Genomic DNA, 20,090 nt, shown 5'->3' on the forward strand with positions numbered 1-20,090 from the left:
GCTCATTTTGTTTTGCTGGCATCATCATTAAATGATGTCAAAAATTGTTTTGCGTCAATACAACCGAAGTTGTTTGAAGCTATATGTCTTAACGTTTTGCATGTTCAGTTTTCAATGTTCATTTTTGCGTTGTCGTTTTTTGCGACTTCTCTAATTTATCACCATTCAACTGGCTAGTCAAGAAGTTTTTTAAAAAACTTTTTTTATTAATTTTCTGCTGTTTTTTAATTCGTTTTTGACGACGCTTATTATAATACCGCATATTTAATGTATATGTCAACAAAAAACGAGCATTTTTTTATTTCGTTTTTTGTTGACCTTTTTTTACTCTTTAACTTTGTAGTATCTATGCAGAATATGGCTGCTTTTAGTAGGTTGTTTTTCTATTAGAATTAATCCTTTATCGACCAAGAATTCTATAAATACTTCAAGGTCAACGGAATAGTTTTTTAATTCCTCTTGTTCATGAATCTCTTGTATCGTCCAATACTCTTTAGAAGAAAGTACTTCGATTATATGCCGTGCCCCATCCTTTGTTCTTGAATGAATTAAGAAGTCACTCGCTAAAAATAAAAGTTCTAATCTTTTCTCTAATGTTTCTCCACTCGACACTAACTCATCGTACAATTTATATATAGAAGGATCTAATTGCTTTACTTGCTTCCACACCATAACCTCCGGGTGCATCCCCTTTTCAATAATAGCTAATCTAGCTAGATGATGCAGTGAGTTTACAATATGATTATAAGCATCTAGATAATTTAATTGCTCAAAGAATACTTTAGCTTGCATATAGCTTCTACTAAGCTTTGCAAATTCTATTCCCATTCTTACATTTCGGCCGTTTACCGGGAAATCCTGTAATTCCTTTTTAAGGTTTTCTACATATTCATTTCGATCAAATATTACTCTCCCATTGATCATCCAGCCCACTAACTTAGGATTGGCTCCTACTATAAACCATTTTCTAATTTGTTTTTCCGTAATAATATGCAATGCTGCCTTTTTGTCGTTATACGTATAATGCTTAGTAAAAACCGGAATAGGAGAATCTTTAGTTATAATGAACAATATGGAATCAAAGGTATCAGTAATAGGACTGACTTCTTCTATTTTTTCTATTAATATTATGCCTAATGTATTTGAATCACTGGCTCTTTCTTGATAGATAGGTCTTAACAACGCTTCCAATGTGAAAGCCTCCTTTATTAACTTATGTATTATTCTTCGACAATAATTTGATATTTCCTCTTTAAACTTTAATAACATTCCTTTATAAAAAAATATGTTATAGTGTAGGTATAATTAGGAGGCTAAAAAATGAAACCCTATAAAAACAAAATAAATCGAATTCGTTCCTTTGCTCTTGGTTTAATATTCTTTGGCTTTATTATCATGTACGGGGCTATCTTCTTTAGAGAGAACGCTATCTTAGTAACAATATTTATGACACTTGGGTTACTTTCTATTATTGGAAGTACAGCTGTATATGGATGGATAGGTTTATTATCTACTAAAGCCGTTCAAGTAGTATGCCCCAACTGTGGAAAACACACGAAAGTTTTAGGACGAGTAGATATGTGTATGTATTGCAAAGAACCACTTACATTGGATCCTACTCTTGAAGGTGAAGAATTTGATATTAGCTACAATAGAAAGAAATAATCCCTGCACTTTGCTTTTAAGCAAGGTGCTTTTTTATATTAACATAGTATACTCATATAGAGTGAAATGAAACGAAGTCTTCTTTCTCTACTCTCCATATTGCAAGCATCGCATTATTAGCATCATCATGATAACCAGCACCTCTGTTTCTTAGAAGATATAGAAACTCCTCACTTTTTAAATTAGCCAACACTAATCAATTGGAATGGATATCGACGATTTCTTACTATGTATTGTAAATCAAAATAATTTTCCCCATTTACTCTGCGTACCTTTCCTATTTAGGTTAAATAAAATAGTCTAGGTGGCTTTGAGAACTAATTTCTCCATTTGTTTAGGCAGTCATCGACCTTGTACTATTCCCGTGTTTAATTACCTATACGTATCAATTATTTTTCACTTTATTGTATTGTTTTATTTTTAAGAATAAAATTAATCAAAATATTTGTAGTTGACGGATAATTAATACTACTTTAGACTTAAAGCGAAAGAAGTGGAGGGTACCATTATGTCTATTAGAAAAAAACTGAACTTTTCCTTTTTATCTATTTTCTTTTTATTACTTATCACTTTAGGGGTAACATTCCTACAATTACTATCTATTGAAGAAAAATTTGATTATGCATTAGATAATCGTGTACAACAACAGCTCTTAACGGACGATATTCAAACAGAGCTTGGTATGCAAGGACTTTACATAAGAGCTATGATTTTAAATAATACAGATAAGGCAAAGGACTCCTTAGTTATGCATCAAGATTTGTTGAATGAGGCAATTCTAAATTTAGAAAATTTGGCTTCATCAGACACAATGAAGGGCTATTTGAGTGATATCCATAAACATAACGACGCGTTTAACACTGCTGCTACAGAAGCTATGGACGCATTAAACAAGGGAAACAAAGACAGTGCGTTACAAATAGTAAATAATGACGCTCAAATAGCAAATGAAGGTGTTTTAGCCACAGCACTCAAAATAAATGAATATCAAGAAGGTCAATTAAAGGTAATTACAGATGAGACTAAACAGGTAGTCAAAAATACAATTATTTTTAGTCTGGCGATACTTGCTATTAGTATTATGGTCGCTTCTGGAATTTCTATATTTATAAAAAAATCCATTACTATTCCTCTTGTGAAAGTAGCAAGGGCAACTGAGATTATAGCGAATGGTGACTTAACAGCACCTGATATTAATAGCCAAGCAAAGGATGAAATAGGTGATCTAGCTAAATCCTTTAATAAAATGAAATCTAACCTGAAAGATCTAATCATTAGCTTACATGAAAATGCCAATCATTTATCGAGTGTATCTGAGGAGCTTTCTGCTAGCACAGAGGAAGTGACCATTGCGTCTACGGATGTGGCAAATCGTGTGGAAATGACTGCCGAAGGTGCACAAAGCTCTGCAAGATCTGCCAAAGAAAGTGCGACTGCTATGGATGAGACTGCTGCCGGAGTGCAACGTATTGCTGAATCTACCCAAATTTTACATAGCAATGCATCAAACACAATTGAGTTTGCTAGTAAGGGTGAAGAAATATTAAAAACAGCCAAAGAACAAATGCAACTGATTTATGATTCATCTAATGAAACGAATCAGCTTATTAAAAAATTAAGTGAGCAATCCCTTGAAATTGAGAATATCACAAAAGTTATTACAGCTATCTCTGAGCAAACAAACTTACTTGCCTTAAACGCTGCTATTGAAGCTGCTCGAGCAGGAGAACATGGAAAAGGATTTGCAGTAGTTGCCGATGAAGTAAGGAAACTTGCTGAGGAATCTAAACAGTCTGCTAGCCAAATAGTATCCTTAATTATAGAAATTCAAAAGGATACAAAAAATGTGGAAAAATCCGTTTTGGTCGGACTTCAAAATGCTGAAGAAGGTGTGGAAGTAATTAACGAGGCCAATACTTCCTTCCTATCAATTGCTAGCTCCATTGAGCAAGTTACCTACCAGATAGAAGATATTTCAGCTACATCTGAGCAAATCTCAGCAAGTGCTGAAGAAGTTGCAGCATCAGTAGCTGAAATTGCCAGCCATACGATAGAAGCATCCTCCCAGACCGAAATGATCTCTGCTGCTGTAGAGGAACAGACAGCAACCATGCAGGAAATCAACACAGTGGCGCAGGACTTAACAGAAAAAGCAGTGGATTTAGAACAACTTATTGGCCGCTTTAAAATTTAGACAAAATAAAAACCGAGCGAATATACGCTCGGTTTTTTATTGGACTTTAGTTGCTTGTTCCTTACATGTAGGACACGAACCGTAAATCTCCATTCGGTGAGAACTAACATCAAAACCGGTCAAATGAGAGGCAAGATGCTCTACTTCATCTAATCCTGGATAATGGAAGTCAACTATTTTACCGCAAGAATTACAAATCATATGGTAGTGGTCATTTGTGATGAAATCAAAACGACTTGAATTATCGCCATATGTTAATTCCTTTACTAAGCCCGCTTCTCTAAACACACGTAAGTTGTTATAGACAGTAGCAACGCTCATGCTGGGAAATTTACTTTCAAGCGCTTTATATATATCGTCCGCAGTGGGATGTGACATAGATTGAATAATAAATTCCAGAATCGCATGGCGTTGAGGCGTTATACGTACACCGGTTGATTTCAATGTATCCAAAGCGTCTCTTAAATGTACTTCCGTCATCGCTATGCACCTCTCTTTATAATCATTATTAAATGATAAGTTTATAATAAGTATAAAGAAGAAATACTATCGCTGTCAAATTTTTCGACTATTAACATAGTATTAATACACTTTAGTATCCTCGTGAAACGTCTATAACATTTTCAAAATTGCTTTCTTCATTTAAATAGGAAGTTAAATTTCTAGAGAAAATTTCAAGTGCTCTCACCACATATTGAGAGGAGTGACTAGAGATATGTGGGGAGATGATTACATTTGGCATACTCCAAAACGGATGATCACTTTCAAGTGGTTCCTTTGCAAAAACGTCTAATACAGCATAGGCTATACAATTATCCTCCAAGGCTTGTTTCAAATCCTGCTCTTTCAATAAGTCCCCACGTCCGTAATTCATAAAAATAGCACTCTCTTTCATAGATTTGAAGTGCTCGTATGTTAACAGTCCTCTCGTTTCTTCAGTGCTAGGAAGTATGGAGATTACTATATCAGCTTTTGGTAATACCTCTTTTAATGACTTGAAGGATACCATCTCATCCATATAAGATGCTGTTTTTCCACTACGATTGCAACCAATTGTGTGTACTCCAAATGCTTGTAACAGTCTTCCTACTTCTCCTCCAATTGCCCCCGGCCCTATTATTAATGCTGTTGATCCATAAAGCTCCGATGAGGGAACTCTTTTCGACCATTCTGCCTTTTTCTGATTTTCAGCTATGAGAGGCAGGGACTTTTTAATAGAAAGTATATGAGCCAAAATGGATTCGGCCATAGGTGTTTTATGAATACCTCTCACATTTGTGAGAAGTATGTTCCTTTGGGCTATTTCTTGTAAAGGCATTTTTTCTAAACCTGCTGAGGCAACCATAACCCATTTCAGTTTTTTAGCACCTTCTATATGTGAAGGTTTAAGGTCCTCCCCATACGTCACAAAAACACTAGCTGTTTTAAGTTCATTCTCATTTAAGTCCTTATGGAAGATAAAATCTACTTGGGGAAAGCGATTGATCAAGCTTAATCGCTGCTCCTCCTTCGGTAAAAAGGAAAATAATATTTTCATCTATTTATTCACCAGCTTTTACTAAGGATTTTAATGTATGTAGCACTTCTTCTACGTGATCTTTTACTTTAACCTTTCTCCACTCCTTCACCACTGTCCCAGTTGGATCGATCAAAAAGGTTGTACGTTCAATTCCCATATATTCTTTCCCAAAGTTTTTCTTCAATGCCCATACTCCGTATGCCTCTGAAACTTCATGAGTATCATCGATCAATAAAGAAAAAGGTAGTCCATGCTTTTCTATAAATTTTGTATGGGCCTTCTCACCATCTGCACTTACTCCAAGAATGACTGCATTTAAATCAGAAAAATCTTCATAGGCGTCTCTAAACTCACATGCTTCCGTCGTGCAGCCCGGTGTGGAGTCTTTAGGGTAAAAGTACAAAATGACATACTGCTTTCCAGCAAAGTCTTCCAATGATACGACTTCACCCTTTTCATTTTTTAATGAAAATTTAGGTGCGGCCATTCCTTCTAATTGTTCCATCAAAATCCCTCCTCTAATATTAGTTATATCGTAACGAACTTTATAAGTATGTTCAATTTCTTTAGCCTTTTTCCTCTTATTTGTCTAAAATATTAAAAGTAACCACTATGACTAGAAGTTTTAGGAAAGACAAGTTATAATTTTCATCTTACATACATTCAATAATGGAGGTAGAACATTGAAACATACACAATCTGAACAAATACAGGTACATGCATTAGAACATATCGTTGGAGGAGTAAACAGCCCTTCCCGCTCCTATAAAGCAGTTGGAGGCGGAGCACCTATTGTCATGGAAAGAGCAGAAGGTGCATACTTCTATGATGTAGATGGAAACAAGTATATCGATTACTTAGCAGCCTACGGTCCTATTATTACCGGACACGCTCACCCGCATATTACAGAAGCTATTACAAAGGCGGCCCAAACAGGCTTATTATATGGTACCCCAACAAAGCATGAGGTTACATTCGCTAAAATGCTAAAAGATGCTATACCTTCAATGGATAAAGTGCGCTTTGTTAACTCAGGGACGGAAGCAGTAATGACTACAATACGAGTTGCACGTGCCTATACAGGAAGAACAAAAGTAATGAAATTTGCTGGCTGCTATCACGGGCACTCTGATTTAGTTTTAGTTGCAGCAGGCTCTGGCCCAGCAACTCTTGGAACTCCCGATTCTGCCGGAGTACCTCAATCTATCGCAAAAGAAGTTATAACGATTCCATTCAATGATCCTCAGGCATACAAGGATGCTATGGAAAAGTGGGGTTCTGAATTAGCCTGTATTTTAGTGGAACCTATTGTAGGTAATTTTGGAATGGTGGAGCCTAATGAAGGATTTTTAGCGCTAGTTCACGAAATTGCAAAAGAAAAGGGAGCTCTTGTTATCTATGATGAAGTAATTACAGCATTCCGCTTCCATTATGGAGCTGCATCTACTATGCTTGGCCAAATACCGGACTTAACTGCATTGGGTAAGATTATTGGCGGTGGACTTCCGATTGGTGCATATGGCGGTAAGAAAGAAATTATGGAGCAGGTAGCACCACTTGGACCTGCTTATCAGGCTGGAACAATGGCTGGTAATCCTGCGTCAATGCAAGCAGGAATTGCTTGTTTAGAAGTTCTTCAGGCTCCCGGTTTATATGAAGAGCTAGATAGATTAGGTGCATTGTTAGAGAAAGGAATTTTAGATGCAGCTAAGAAAAATAATATTACAATTACAATCAATCGCATAAAAGGTGCACTTTCCGTTTATTTTACCGATGTAAAGGTTGAAAACTACGAACAGGCAGAAGCTAGTGATGGTGAGATGTTCGCTAAATTCTTCAAGCTTATGCTTGAGCAGGGTATCAATCTTGCACCTTCTAAATACGAAGCTTGGTTTATTACTACAGCTCACACAGAAAATGATATAGTAGAGACAATTAATGCTGTAGACAATGCTTTTGCTCAACTAAATAAATCAAAGTAATAAGGTTAACGAAAGGATAGGATGGAATGAAATTAGGCGCACGCATATTTAAAACTGGAGTTGCTATAGTATTTTCCTTGTTTATAGCTGAACTACTTCAGCTTCCTAGTCCTGTCTTTGCAGGAATAGCAGCAATTTTTGCGATACAACCATCTATCTATAGATCCTACTTAACCGTTATTGAACAAATACAATCTAACCTAATTGGAGCAGCTATAGCAGTCATTTTTGCATTAGTTTTTGGCAATCATATTATTGCTGTTGGCTTTGCTGCAATTGTCGCCATTTCCATCATGCTCAAATTTAAGCTAGAAAAAACTGTTTCGTTAGCATTAGTTACTGTGATAGCTATTATGGAGATACAAAGCGATGAATTTTTAACCTTTGCACTGATTCGATTTTGTACCATTCTCGTTGGGGTAATTTCAGCCTTTGTCGTAAATCTAGTATTTCTTCCACCTAAATTTGAGACAAAGCTTTTTAACTCTATTCATTACACACAGGATGAAATTATAAGATGGATTAGAATCGCTTCCAGAAACGCGGCCGATCATCAGTCTAGTAAGCAGGCAATAAGTCAGCTAAAAGGTAGACTAGAACGAATCGATCAAATATACTCCTTTTTTAAGGAAGAAAGAGTATATACAAAAAAAGCAACACATTCAAAAGGTAGAAAAGCAGTCGTTTATCGCGAGCTCATCGAGATTTCATACAATAGCTTAGAAGTATTAAAAAGATTGCATCTCCATGAAAATGAATTAAATGACCTTCCAGAGCATTTTAGAATGATGATAACAGAAAGATTAGATTCACTTTTGACTTATCATGAGCAGCTCCATTTGAAATTTATTGGCAAGCTTAAAGCAGATCACATGGAATGGCACGGTCCAGAGGCATTTATTCAAAGACAAGAGGTTATGAATATATTCGTCCAACAAATTGCCTTAACCCAAATAGAGGAGGAGTTCTCTACGTACCATCTCCTGCATTTACTTTCTTCTATTTTAAAATATGAAGAACAGCTAGAGCATGTGGATAAGCTCATAACTGCTTATCAGAACTTCCACAGTAAGGAATTAACTGTACAGATTGAGGAAACTCCTTATTAAAACTAAAAAACACGTATCTCCATTTGGCAATGAGTGCCATTAGGAGATACGTGTTTTTTAGTTTTTCATTCTTGGATCCAATGCATCCCTTAAGCCATCACCCATAAGGTTAAAACCAAGGACTGTTAACATGATAGCAAGTCCTGGGAAAATCATTGTCCACGGTGCTGTTCGGAGGTGGTTTCGTGCATCCGCTAGCATTTTGCCCCACTCGGGTGTTGGTGCCTGTGCTCCCAAGCCTAAGAAACCTAGTGCGGCAGCCTCTATAATTGCAGAAGCAATGGCCAAGGTTCCAGCCACAATAACAGGTGCCATAGAGTTAGGTAAAATATGCGAGAAAAGGATACGAAAATCCTTCATACCAATTGCCTTAGCAGAGGTTATGTATTCCTCTTCTTTAATACTTAACACTTTTGATCTGATGAGTCGCCCGAAGTTAGGAATATTGATGATTGCAATCGCAATCAAAGCATTTTGCAAAGAAGGACCTAACACAGAAACTACTGCAATCGCTAGAAGAATGCTAGGAAAAGCAAGTAGAATATCAAAGATACGGGAGATAATCATGTCAACCCATTTCCCGTAGTAGCCGGCTACTATTCCCAATATACTTCCTATAATGACAGAGCCGATTACTGAGGAAAAACCTACCCATAGAGAAATTCTAGCCCCATGCACAATTCGAGAGAATATATCTCTGCCAAAATCATCCGTGCCAAACCAAAACTGACTAGATGGTGCTAAAAGTCGATGTTTCGTCATGGATTGTTCATCAATGCCCTGTGGGACCAGAAAAGGTCCTATTAGTGCGACTACTATAAAGAAAAATACGATAAAAGTGCCGACAAGCGCCACCTTGTTTTTCCGGAAACCTCTCCACGCTTCTTTCCAAGGACCAGCTGATATGTCCTTTTCGGTAGCCAATAAATTATCCGGTGCTTTTGGAACCATTTGGGTCATCATCATCTCTCCTTTTAGTCATACTTGATGCGTGGATCAATTAATCCATATAAAATATCAACGAATAAATTGATCATAACGAATATAAAAGCAACTACTAATATTCCAGATTGAATAACAGGGTAATCACGGAACTGAATGGCATCGTAAATATAGCGACCAATTCCCGGCCATCCAAAGATGGTTTCTGTCAATATAGCTCCTCCTAAAAGTAAGCCCATTTGAAGACCGATTACTGTTAAGACTGGAATGATGGCATTTTTCAAAGAATGCTTATATACTACCCAAAACATTTTTTGGCCTTTAGCTCTTGCTGTTCGTACATAATCCGCTCTCATAACCTCTAGCATACTAGATCTGGTCATTCGAGCAATAATAGCCATTGGAATAGTAGCCAAGGCAATACTAGGTAATAACAAATGCTTGAGAACAACACCAAGCTGATCAAAACGGCCATTAATAATAGTATCAATTACATATAAGTTGGTGACTGCTGAAACTGGGTCTCTTGCTTCCTGCCTCCCACCTGTTGGAAGCCAGTGTAATTCTACGGCAAAAATCCATTGCTCCATTAACCCCAACCAAAATATTGGCATCGAAACACCTATTAAAGCTAGTACCATTGCTAAGTAATCGAACCAAGAGTTCTGGAACCATGCAGATATAATTCCCGCGTTTACCCCTATAATAACTGCTATTAGAATTGCAAAGAACGCTAGCTCAAACGTAGCAGCAAGATACGGCCATATTTCAGAAGCTACTGGCTTAACAGTTCGCATCGACTCACCAAGATCACCTTGAAGAAGACCAAATAAATAATCAAAATATTGCACATACCAAGGATTATTTAAGCCTAGGCTTTCTCTTAGTGATTCAATAGCATCCTTAGAAGCTAATTGTCCCAGAATAACCTGTGCTGGATCACCTGGGATAGCACGAATAATCATAAAAACTAAAAAAGTCATACCAAGCAATACTGGTATAAGCTGCAACAGCCTCTTTCCAATATAGTGAAGCATGTTTTTTCACCCTCTTCATCTTAAAATATGAAATACAAGCTTCTCTCTTTGACCTGACAATTAAAATACTTCTTATCCTTTAAAAGAGGAAGGAATCAAGAAGATTCCCTCCCCCATCAGTCTTTACTTAAAGTCAACGTTTCCTAATTTGTCTGAGCCAGTTGGATGTGGTGTGAAGCCTGTCAATTCTGCTTTACCAGCAAGTAATGGTGTTGAGTGAGCAAGTGGAACCCATGGTGCATCTTCAAATATTATTTCTTGAGCTTGTTTATATAATTCAATACGTTTGTTTTCGTCTACCTCTGATTGTGCTTCGATTAGAATTTCGTGTAATTGGTCATTGCTATAGTACGTGTAGTTATTACTTTCGATATTATCTTTGTCTAGCAATACATAAAGGAAATTATCCGCATCCCCGTTATCACCAGTCCATCCAAGTAAGAAAGCATCAGCTTCTCCTAAACGAGCTTTTTCTAAATATGTTGCCCATTCATAAGAAACGATTTTTGCATTGATGCCTACTTTTTCTAAGTTATTTTTAATTGCTTCTGCGACCTTTGCTCCGTCTGGCATATAAGGTCTTGGAACCGGCATAGCCCATAGCTCCATATCAAAGCCATCTGCTAATCCAGCTTCTGCTAAAAGTTCCTTTGCTTTTTCTGGATCATATTCGTAACCAGGAATATCGTTATTGTAGCCACTAATAGAAGAAGGCATAGGGTTTTTAGCGATTTCAGCTCCGCCCTCAAAGAAAGCATCTACAATTGCTTGCTTATCGATAGCATAATTCATTGCTTGGCGTACTTTTACGTTGTCAAAAGGCGGTCTAGTATTCGTTAGACCTAAGTAACCAACGTTCATGGACGGGCGCTCATACAGTTGTAGAGTAGAATCACCCTCAACTGTTTTACGATCAGACGGATTTACTCCATCAGCCAAATCAATGTCTCCAGCTAGTAGGTTGTTTAAGCGTGCTGCGTTATCCGGAATAGCACGGAATACAACTTTATCAAGCTTAGGCATACCATCTACCCAGTAATCTTCATATTTTTCAATTGTAATGGAATCATTTCGTTTCCATTCTACGAATTTGAATGGACCTGTTCCTACTGGATTATCTCCAAATTTCTCTTCATCTTTTTCAAATGCCGTTGGGCTTGCTATTCCGAATGGACTCATAGCAATATTTTTTAAGAAAGGAGCTTGTGGACGTTTAAGTTTAAATACTACTGTGTAATCACCATCAGCAGTAACTGACTCAATTACATGTCCTTCATCGCCTGCATATCCTCCAAACATAGAGCCATAGTAATAGAATTTTTCCTCTGAGCCATTAGCCCAGCGTTCAAAGTTTTTCACAACAGCCTCAGCATTAAAATCTGTACCGTCGTGAAATTTAACTCCTTCTTCTAAAGTAAATGTATAAGTTAAACCGTCATCAGATGTTACCCATTCTTTGGCAAGGCCTGCTTGAATAGTAGTATCTTCTTCACCAAAATTTAATAGTGTTTCAAATACATTTTGTGTAACTTTAAATGATTCACCGTCAGTTACTATAGCAGGATCTAGAGAAACAGAGTCTCCCCCTCGACCAAACACTAATACTTTATCCCCTGATGATGAGGAGGATTCTCCTTTTTTATCTCCTCCGGTTTCATCACTTGAACAAGCAACAATTGTAAAAGCAGCAAATATCATTAAAAACATAAAAGACAATAATTTCTTTTTTCTCACATGGACCCCTCCAAATTTATATTATCAATGCTGGACTGCCTCATTATAAAGATGGCAGGCAACAAAATGACTGTTCTTAACTTCCTCTAGCTTCGGTTTAATGGTTGTACAAACGTCCATTTTAAAAGGACAACGTGTATGGAATGTACAGCCTGTAGGAGGGTTAGAAGGGCTTGGAATATCTCCTTCTAATATAATTTGCTCCCTTTGAAATTGTGGATCAGGTACTGGCACAGCAGAGAGAAGTGCTTTTGTATAAGGGTGCAGCGGCTCTGCATACAAATTCTCACTAGGTGCAAGTTCGACCATTCTACCTAAATACATAACCCCTACTCGGTCGCTAATGTGACGGACCACTCCTAAATCGTGGGCGATAAATATATAGGTCAGTTTTAACTCCTTTTGCAAATCCTGCATAAGATTTAAAACTTGAGCTTGAATGGATACATCGAGTGCAGAAACGGGCTCATCCGCTATAATCAGCTTTGGATTGGTCATAAGTGCTCTAGCGATTCCAATACGCTGTCTTTGTCCACCACTGAACTGGTGAGGATATCGTTTTGCGTGATAGCTGCTCAATCCTACAATTTCTAAAAAGTCATGAACCTTTTGTCTGCGAGTTTTAGGATCTCCGATTTGATGAACTATAAGCGGCTCCATTAAAATCTTCTCCACTGTATGACGAGGATTTAGAGAAGCATAAGGATCCTGGAACACCATTTGGATATCTCGTCTAACCTTGCGCATGGCCGAGTCTGAAATCTTCGTTAAATCCTTTCCTTCAAACATCACATTTCCTTCTGTTGGCTCTAGCAATCTCATAAGCATACGGCCTGTAGTAGATTTACCGCAGCCTGATTCTCCAACAATCCCTAACGTTTCTCCCTCATTCACAAAGAAAGATATGTCATCTACTGCTTTTACATAACCCACTTTTTTTGACAAAACACCCGAACGAATAGGAAAATATTTTTTCAGTCCGTCAACTTTTAACAGCGGCTCTGTCATAATCTGCAACCTCCTTAGAGTCATACAAGAAACATCTTGTTTTATGTCCCTCCGATGTTTCAAAAAGAGGAGGATTTTCCTGCAGACAGCGTTCGAATGCAAATTCACATCTTGCAGCGAATCGACAGCCCTGCTTTATAACTCCTGGCTTTGGTACATTACCAGGAATAGAATATAGTCGTTGCTTTTTATATCTCATGTCAGGCACTGATGCAAGTAGCCCCTTTGTATATGGATGCTGAGGGTTTTTAAAAATAGTGTCAACTAGTCCTTCTTCTACTACTTTTCCTGCATACATGACCACTACACGTTCACAGGTCTCGGCCACTACACCAAGATCATGAGTGATAAGAAGTACAGCTGTATTTAGTCTTTTATTCAGATCTCGCATTAGCTTTAGGATTTGTGCTTGGATCGTAACATCTAATGCTGTAGTCGGTTCATCAGCTATCAATACCTCTGGATCACATACAAGCGCCATTGCAATCATAACCCTTTGACGCATACCACCTGAAAGTTGGTGAGGGTAGTCCTTCATAAGTGCTTCTGCTCTAGGAAGACCAACAAGCTTGAGCATCTCAACCGCTCTGTCCTTAGCTTGTTTTTTACTCCATCCTTTTTTATGTAGGGTTATAGCTTCCATAAGCTGATTCCCAATTGTAAATAAAGGATTTAAAGAGGTCATCGGCTCCTGGAATATCATAGCAATCTCATTTCCTCTTACTTTTCTCATCTCTTTTTCAGAGAAAGTAGTTAAATCCTTGCCTTTAAATAAGATTTCTCCATTTGTTATTTTTCCAGGGGGACTAGGAATTAGACCCATAATTGATAGTGAGGTAACACTTTTACCACAGCCTGATTCGCCTACAATGCCTAAGATTTCCCCTTCTCTAACATGGAAATCTACATAATCAACAGATGGAATAACACCATCATCTGTAAAAAAGGAAGTTTGAAGACCTTTCACTTCTAATACTTTTTTTCCTTGTTCCATGATAACTCTCCTTTTTTACAAGACTATTTAAAATTTTCATTATATTTGTTCATATTGATATTTTACACATTTTAGCATTTTATGCAATACTTTTCGGACTATTTAAAACCTTCCCTATATTCAATAATCCATAAAAATAGTATAAAAAAACACCCAATAAGAACAAAATCGCCTTATTGGGTGTGTTTGTTAGTCCACAGTATCTAATTGTTGTATTTGAAATAAGTTATAATATACCCCTTTGTCCTTCATGAGTTTAGCATGAGAACCTTCCTCTGCTAATTCTCCATTTTCTATAACAAATATTTTATCTGCGTGCGTTATTGTGGAAAGTCTATGTGCTACGATAATTGTTGTTCGATTTTGTGCCAAACGCTCTAAAGAATCTTGAATTAAAGATTCGCTCTCTAAATCTAATGCTGAAGTCGCCTCATCTAGAACCAATATCGTTGGATTTTTTAAAAATACACGTGCAATTGCGACACGTTGCTTTTGACCTCCTGAAAGCTTAACTCCACGCTCTCCAACCTTTGTTTCGTATCCATCAGGCAGTTCCATAATGAAGTCATGTGCATTAGCAGCTTTTGCCGCCTCTATTACTTCTTCATCACTTGCATCTGGTTTACCCATTAAGATATTCGATTTTACGGAGTCACTAAACAAAATATTATCCTGTAGGACAATTCCTATTTGTTGTCTAAGCGATTCAATCGTCACGTCGCGAACATCTTTTCCATCGATTTGTACGCTACCTGATGTCACATCATAAAATCGGGGAATCAGGCTAATAATAGTGGACTTACCCCCACCACTCATCCCGACAAATGCAACTGTTTCACCAGCATTTACTCTAAGGTTTATATTATTAAGGATAGTTTGACCGTCTTTTTCATATTGGAAGGAAACATTGGAAAAGGTTACTTCCCCATATGTATTGCCTAACTTTTTAGCTTCAGGTTTATCGACAATATCATATTTCTCATCCATCAACTCAAATACTCGATCCATAGAAGCAAAGGATTGTGTTAATGTTGTTGAAGAATTAACTAATCGTCTTAAGGGACTATAAAGGCGCTCAATGTAAGCTATGAACGCAGCCATCGTTCCTACAGATAATCTTCCATGAATAGCCTCATATCCAGCGTAAGCAATTACTAATAGTGGAGCAATATCCGTAATAGTATTAACTACAGCAAATGCTTTTGCGTTCCATATCGTCTGATCCACTGCTTTATCTAGAAATTCTCCGTTCGTCTCATTGAATAATTTTTGTTCATGTTTTTCGAGTGTAAAGGTTTTAATAATACTCATCCCTTGGACACGTTCATGAAGATAGCTTTGTACTCCTGCAAGAGCCTGGGATCTCTTTCTTGTTAAATCACGAAGTCTTCCAAAAAAGAATTTAACACTGAATGCGTAGAACGGAAATGCTATTAAGGTAACTAATGTTAGCTTGACATTCATTGTCAACATAATGCCGATAGCTATTAGAATGGTAGCTAGATCAAGCCAGACATTCATCAAGCCAATCATAACAAAGTTTTTTGTTTGTTCTACATCATTAATAACGCGAGAAATCACTTCTCCTGCACGTGTGTTGGAATAGTATTTTAAGCTGAGTTTTTGAAGATGTATATATAGCTTTTGACGTATATCATACAAAATTTTATTGCTGACTAATTGTGCCAAATATTGTCGATAATACTCGATTGGTGGACGAACGATTAAGAATACCAATGCGGTACCACCAAGCCAATAAATCAGTTGTTGGATTTTCTCATCCGTTGACATATCGCCGCCAATAATATCATCAACGACAATCTTAATCAATACAGGTATAAATAGTGGAATTGCAAATTTAATAACCCCAATAACAATTGTCAGGAATATTTGCCAATTATAAGGTTTTACAAATTCCATATATCTTTTCATGGTACTCACAAAATTACTTCCTTTCTTAAAACGGAAGAACCTGTTGTAAATCAACAGGTTCTTCAACTATTCATTCAGCTGTTTATAAAAATGATAACGACTTGTCCATGCCTCTATAAAGTCGGGAGCAAACGGCCCTCTTCTTTGCTTAATCCAAGAAATTAGTTTTTCTATATTTCGCTCAAGAATAGCATCCATCTCATCTGGATAATTCATTTCTCTTTTATGCTGTTCGTATTCATCCTCATCTAAAATAGTGTAGGTCATGTCTGGAAAGACCTTCACATCTAGATCATAATCAATATATTTTAACCTTTGATTGTTGTAGACAAATGGCGAACTAATGTTGATGTAGTAATATACGCCGTCTTCTCGAAGCATACAAATAATGTTAAACCAATGCTCTGCATGAAAGTAACAAATGGAAGGCTCTCTTGTAATCCATGTTCGGCCATCTGCCTCTATTACAAGAGTACGTTCGTTTGCACCTATCACAATATTCTTGGTGCCTTTTAAAACCATCGTTTCCTGCCAGACACGGTGGATACGGCCATTATGCTTGTAGCTGTGAATTTGAATAATTTCTCCTTCTGTTGGAATCGCCATGATTTAGCCACCTTTTCACCAAGCGCAAAATTGAATATTATACTTATTTCCCTATTATAGCAATCCATAGGAAAAAACTGTAGTAAAAAAATCAGCGAAGGCAAAATGCCCTCGCTGATTTTTGGTGAATCCATGTTATTTTGATTGGTTAGAAGAACCGTTCGAAAACTTCCCGCTAGCTTGTTGTTTTTTCATTTCAGCTTGACGGTTTTGCTCTTTAACTTGTTGAATTACAGTTTCTGAAGCAAACTCTTGTCTTTTGTTTGGTTGTTGACTGTTATTCTTTTTCATGGATTTCACCTCCGTACAAAATATATCATGTGCACTTTTGGAGATAATATTCATTTGAAATTTAAAAATGTTAAATTGAATTTTTTACTGCGGCGAACTGGAAGAAAGTAATTGATTTCCTCTCTATGCGGTCCAAATTAATGACCACATACTAACAATTACATTTTAATCGAACGTCCACCGTCCACTATAATAGTTTGTCCACGGATCATTGATGCGTCGTCGGATAGCAGGAACATTGCTGTTTTTACCATGTCTTCAATTTCAACCATTCGACCTGCCGGAGTGTTCAATCGAGCATCCTCTAATAATTGCTCTCTGTTTGGGAAATGCTTTAAAGCATCAGTATCTAATGCTCCACCGGAAACTGTATTAACTGCAATTCCTTTTTCAGCCAGCTCTACTGCCAAATATCGAGTGATAGACTCAATAGCAGCTTTAGATACACCTACTGTTGTATAGTTTTCTAAATATCTAATGGATCCTAATGAGCTAATGCCTAAAATTTTACCGCCATTTGGCATAAGCTTCGCAGCTTCCTGTGCTCCGAAAAGCATTGCTTTTGCATTAATATTCATCGTCCAGTCCCAATGGGATTCCTCTAATTCCATTATCGGTCGAAGAACGCCAGAAGCAGCATTACTAACGAAAATATCTAAACGACCGAACTCATCTTTGATTGTTTGGAACATCGCACGAAGCTTCTCTATATCTCCTACGTTTGCACGAATAAGCAAAGCTTTTTGACCTAAAGCTTCAATTTCTTGAACAGTTTCTAATGCAGCTGTTTTACTGCGAGCATAATTGACCACAATATCATAGCCATTTTTCGCAAGCTCGATGGCAATTGATTTTCCTAAACCCCTGCTACTACCTGTTACTAATGCTACCGGATTTGTCATGTGATACTCTTCCTTTCCTTCCATGCATTCCACATTTTTAATACGGGAATAGGCATTGGTTGATCGTTAACTTCTTCTATAGAATACCATTGGCTATTCAATGATATTTTTTTTTCGTTCATAAGCTTTGCTTCAAAGCTTTCGATTTCCCAAACAAGATGAGAAAAAATATGCTTAAATGCTATCAATTCTTTTCCTTTTTGAATTTCCACTCCATAGTCAAGCTCTACCACTTCCTCAACTGTATGGGTGGAAGTTGGTAGCTCAACCATAGGGAATTGCCACATATTTGCAAGCAATCCTTTAGAGGGACGCTTCTCTAACAAAATTTTACCATCATTTCGTTGAATCACTACTGCCTTCATTTTATGTAATTTTGTCTTTTTATTTATCGTTTTTATTGGCAATTCCTCTTGAACTCCCTCATAAAAAGCCGAACAATATTCTCGCACTGGACAAAGTAAACATTTGGGCTTCGTAGGAGTGCATATAATAGCCCCAAGTTCCATTAAACCTTGGTTGAAAGCTGAAGGGTTATCCTTAAACATCAAGTTCATAACAGCTTCTTCAAATATCTTTTTCGTCTTTTGTTTAGCAATGTCCTCTTTTATCAATAAAATTCGAGAGAGCACTCTCATTACATTTCCATCGACTGCATGCTCCGGAATATCATATGCAATGCTTAACACTGCTCCAGCCGTATAAGGTCCAACGCCCTTTAGCTTTGATATTTCCTTTCGGTTGTTCGGTACTACGCTATTATATTCTTCTACAACTTCCCTTACTCCTGCTTGCAGGTTACGGGCTCTTGAATAATAGCCCAAGCCTTCCCACTCTTTTAATAGTTCTCCCTCTTCCGCTTCTGCAAGTGATTCCAGAGAGGGATATTTAGAGATAAATCTCTCATAATAAGGGATAACTGTATCAACCTTTGTTTGCTGTAGCATTACTTCGGAGACCCAAATTTTGTATGGATCTTTTGTTTTTCTCCAAGGCAAATCTCGTTTTTCCTCTAAAAACCAGGATACTAGTGACTCACCAATTTGCTTATTATATAATTCGTTCACATTTAGATTCCTTTCCCTGCGATTATGGTATGTAATAATAGGGTATAACTTTAATAATTACTTTGTTAATTTATCTACTTTATCTTATGATTAAGATAACTTGTTTCCTAAAGGAGCTGGTCACACATGGATACAGGTACACATATCGTTATGGGTATTGCACTTGGTGGTTTGGCAATGGCAGATCCCGTCGTTACAAGTAGTTCTCTAACTACTACTGCAGTAATTGCAGGAACTATAATCGGATCTCAAGCCCCTGATATAGATACTGTTCTAAAATTAAGAAATAATGCAATCTACATACGCCATCATCGTGGTATTACCCACTCTATTCCAGCCGTTCTTTTATGGCCGTTACTTATATCTGGTGTATTGTGGTTAATTATCCCTGAAGCAAATTGGCTTCATCTTTGGCTTTGGACGTTTTTAGCAGTGTTTCTTCATGTCTTTGTTGATATTTTTAATTCATATGGAACTCAGGCATTGCGCCCCTTCTCTAAAAAATGGGTGGCATTGGGAGTCATAAATACATTCGATCCAATCATATTTGGCATTCATATACTAGGCCTATTATTATGGATGTTTGGATTTAATCCAGTACCTACATTCCTAACAATGTACGCTATAATCGCTATTTATTACATTTTACGCTTTGCGGTGCAAAGTGCTGTTAAAAATAGTGTAAGGAAAACGATTCCAGATACAACAGAAATTATTGTTGCTCCCACTATAAAATTTTTTCAATGGAGAATTGCAGCTAGCTCAGAGACCCATCATTATGTAGGTAGAGCATACGGACGTTCCATTACAATTTATGATAAGTTTGAACGAGAGGAAATTCCTGATTCTCCTTTAGTAGAGGCAGCGCTTAAAGATACAAACCTAAGTGCCTTCACTTCGTTTTCGCCTATTTACAGATGGGAAATAACAAAGTTCGAACATATTCACGAAGTACGTCTTATCGATTTACGTTATAGAAGTAATGATTATTATCCTTTTGTGGCAGTTGTGCACTTGAATGAAGACTTAGAGATTATCAACTCATACACAGGCTGGATATTCAGTGAAGATAAACTAAGAAAAAAATTAGACTTTTTACCTCATTAAA

The 20,090-nt window shown here is 37.1% G+C and carries 19 protein-coding genes; 5 read left to right on the forward strand and 14 right to left on the reverse strand.

Going from position 1 to position 20,090, the window contains the following annotated elements:
- Positions 1–324: 324 nt before the first annotated feature.
- A complete protein-coding gene (locus H9650_RS18870; RefSeq protein ID WP_144541466.1) occupies positions 325–1,191 on the reverse strand; it encodes a nucleotidyltransferase-like protein in 867 nt (288 codons plus the stop codon).
- A gap of 129 nt (positions 1,192–1,320) precedes the next feature.
- Here H9650_RS18870 and H9650_RS18875 point away from each other — a divergent pair, with 129 nt between their 5' ends.
- Both H9650_RS18875 and H9650_RS18880 read left to right on the forward strand, forming a co-directional pair.
- On the forward strand, positions 1,321–1,665 hold the full coding sequence (locus H9650_RS18875; protein WP_144541464.1) for a YgzB family protein: 345 nt from the start codon (positions 1,321–1,323) through the stop codon (positions 1,663–1,665).
- A gap of 508 nt (positions 1,666–2,173) precedes the next feature.
- Positions 2,174–3,859: a methyl-accepting chemotaxis protein gene (locus H9650_RS18880; protein WP_154310033.1), complete on the forward strand. Its 1,686-nt coding sequence runs from the start codon at positions 2,174–2,176 to the stop codon at positions 3,857–3,859.
- A 36-nt stretch (positions 3,860–3,895) separates the two neighbouring features.
- Here the strand turns inward: H9650_RS18880 and perR are convergent, their stop codons facing one another.
- From perR to bcp, 3 genes are all read right to left on the reverse strand, one after another.
- Positions 3,896–4,339, reverse strand: coding sequence for a peroxide-responsive transcriptional repressor PerR (gene perR, locus H9650_RS18885; RefSeq protein ID WP_151112951.1), 444 nt, complete (start codon positions 4,337–4,339; stop codon positions 3,896–3,898).
- Between the two features lie 112 nt (positions 4,340–4,451).
- Positions 4,452–5,396, reverse strand: a complete 945-nt coding sequence (locus H9650_RS18890) for a D-2-hydroxyacid dehydrogenase (RefSeq protein ID WP_191697912.1) — start codon at positions 5,394–5,396, stop codon at positions 4,452–4,454.
- Positions 5,397–5,400: 4 nt separating this feature from the next.
- Entirely contained in the window at positions 5,401–5,883 is a 483-nt protein-coding gene (gene bcp / locus H9650_RS18895; protein WP_144541456.1) for a thioredoxin-dependent thiol peroxidase, read from the reverse strand.
- 178 nt (positions 5,884–6,061) lie between these two features.
- Between bcp and H9650_RS18900 the strand changes: the two genes are divergently transcribed.
- Complete coding sequence (locus H9650_RS18900; RefSeq protein WP_154310031.1) at positions 6,062–7,360, forward strand: glutamate-1-semialdehyde 2,1-aminomutase; 1,299 nt, start codon at positions 6,062–6,064, stop codon at positions 7,358–7,360.
- Between the two features lie 26 nt (positions 7,361–7,386).
- The gene (locus tag H9650_RS18905) at positions 7,387–8,469 is read left to right on the forward strand and encodes an FUSC family protein (protein WP_144541452.1); all 1,083 of its coding nucleotides are present in this window, start codon (positions 7,387–7,389) and stop codon (positions 8,467–8,469) included.
- Between the two features lie 57 nt (positions 8,470–8,526).
- Here H9650_RS18905 and H9650_RS18910 read toward each other — a convergent pair whose 3' ends face one another.
- The 10 genes from H9650_RS18910 to mutY form a co-directional block, all read right to left on the reverse strand.
- A complete protein-coding gene (locus tag H9650_RS18910) occupies positions 8,527–9,420 on the reverse strand; it encodes an ABC transporter permease (protein ID WP_225216176.1) in 894 nt (297 codons plus the stop codon).
- 23 nt (positions 9,421–9,443) lie between these two features.
- Positions 9,444–10,448, reverse strand: a complete 1,005-nt coding sequence (locus tag H9650_RS18915; RefSeq protein ID WP_144541449.1) for an ABC transporter permease — start codon at positions 10,446–10,448, stop codon at positions 9,444–9,446.
- 123 nt (positions 10,449–10,571) lie between these two features.
- On the reverse strand, positions 10,572–12,182 hold the full coding sequence (locus H9650_RS18920) for an ABC transporter substrate-binding protein (RefSeq protein ID WP_151112943.1): 1,611 nt from the start codon (positions 12,180–12,182) through the stop codon (positions 10,572–10,574).
- Between the two features lie 24 nt (positions 12,183–12,206).
- Complete coding sequence (locus H9650_RS18925) at positions 12,207–13,190, reverse strand: ABC transporter ATP-binding protein (RefSeq protein ID WP_191697913.1); 984 nt, start codon at positions 13,188–13,190, stop codon at positions 12,207–12,209.
- Positions 13,165–14,184, reverse strand: coding sequence for an ABC transporter ATP-binding protein (locus H9650_RS18930; protein ID WP_151112939.1), 1,020 nt, complete (start codon positions 14,182–14,184; stop codon positions 13,165–13,167). The genes H9650_RS18925 and H9650_RS18930 overlap by 26 nt, the downstream gene beginning before the upstream one ends.
- Before the next feature lie 189 nt (positions 14,185–14,373).
- Positions 14,374–16,125: an ABC transporter ATP-binding protein gene (locus H9650_RS18935; RefSeq protein ID WP_144541440.1), complete on the reverse strand. Its 1,752-nt coding sequence runs from the start codon at positions 16,123–16,125 to the stop codon at positions 14,374–14,376.
- A 57-nt stretch (positions 16,126–16,182) separates the two neighbouring features.
- The gene (gene ntdP, locus H9650_RS18940; RefSeq protein WP_144541438.1) at positions 16,183–16,722 is read right to left on the reverse strand and encodes a nucleoside tri-diphosphate phosphatase; all 540 of its coding nucleotides are present in this window, start codon (positions 16,720–16,722) and stop codon (positions 16,183–16,185) included.
- 135 nt (positions 16,723–16,857) lie between these two features.
- On the reverse strand, positions 16,858–17,067 hold the full coding sequence (locus tag H9650_RS18945) for a gamma-type small acid-soluble spore protein (protein ID WP_225216174.1): 210 nt from the start codon (positions 17,065–17,067) through the stop codon (positions 16,858–16,860).
- Positions 17,068–17,171: 104 nt separating this feature from the next.
- Positions 17,172–17,915: an enoyl-[acyl-carrier-protein] reductase FabL gene (fabL, locus tag H9650_RS18950; RefSeq protein ID WP_144541434.1), complete on the reverse strand. Its 744-nt coding sequence runs from the start codon at positions 17,913–17,915 to the stop codon at positions 17,172–17,174.
- Positions 17,912–18,982 carry an A/G-specific adenine glycosylase gene (gene mutY / locus H9650_RS18955; RefSeq protein WP_191697914.1) on the reverse strand — a complete coding sequence of 357 codons (1,071 nt, stop codon included), beginning with the start codon at positions 18,980–18,982 and terminating at the stop codon, positions 17,912–17,914. Before mutY ends, fabL begins: the two co-directional genes overlap by 4 nt.
- A gap of 126 nt (positions 18,983–19,108) precedes the next feature.
- Here mutY and H9650_RS18960 point away from each other — a divergent pair, with 126 nt between their 5' ends.
- Positions 19,109–20,089 carry a metal-dependent hydrolase gene (locus H9650_RS18960; protein WP_191697915.1) on the forward strand — a complete coding sequence of 327 codons (981 nt, stop codon included), beginning with the start codon at positions 19,109–19,111 and terminating at the stop codon, positions 20,087–20,089.
- The last annotated feature ends 1 nt before the right edge of the window (position 20,090 follow it).

The organism is Psychrobacillus faecigallinarum (assembly GCF_014836595.1).
Lineage (GTDB): Bacteria > Bacillota > Bacilli > Bacillales_A > Planococcaceae > Psychrobacillus > Psychrobacillus faecigallinarum.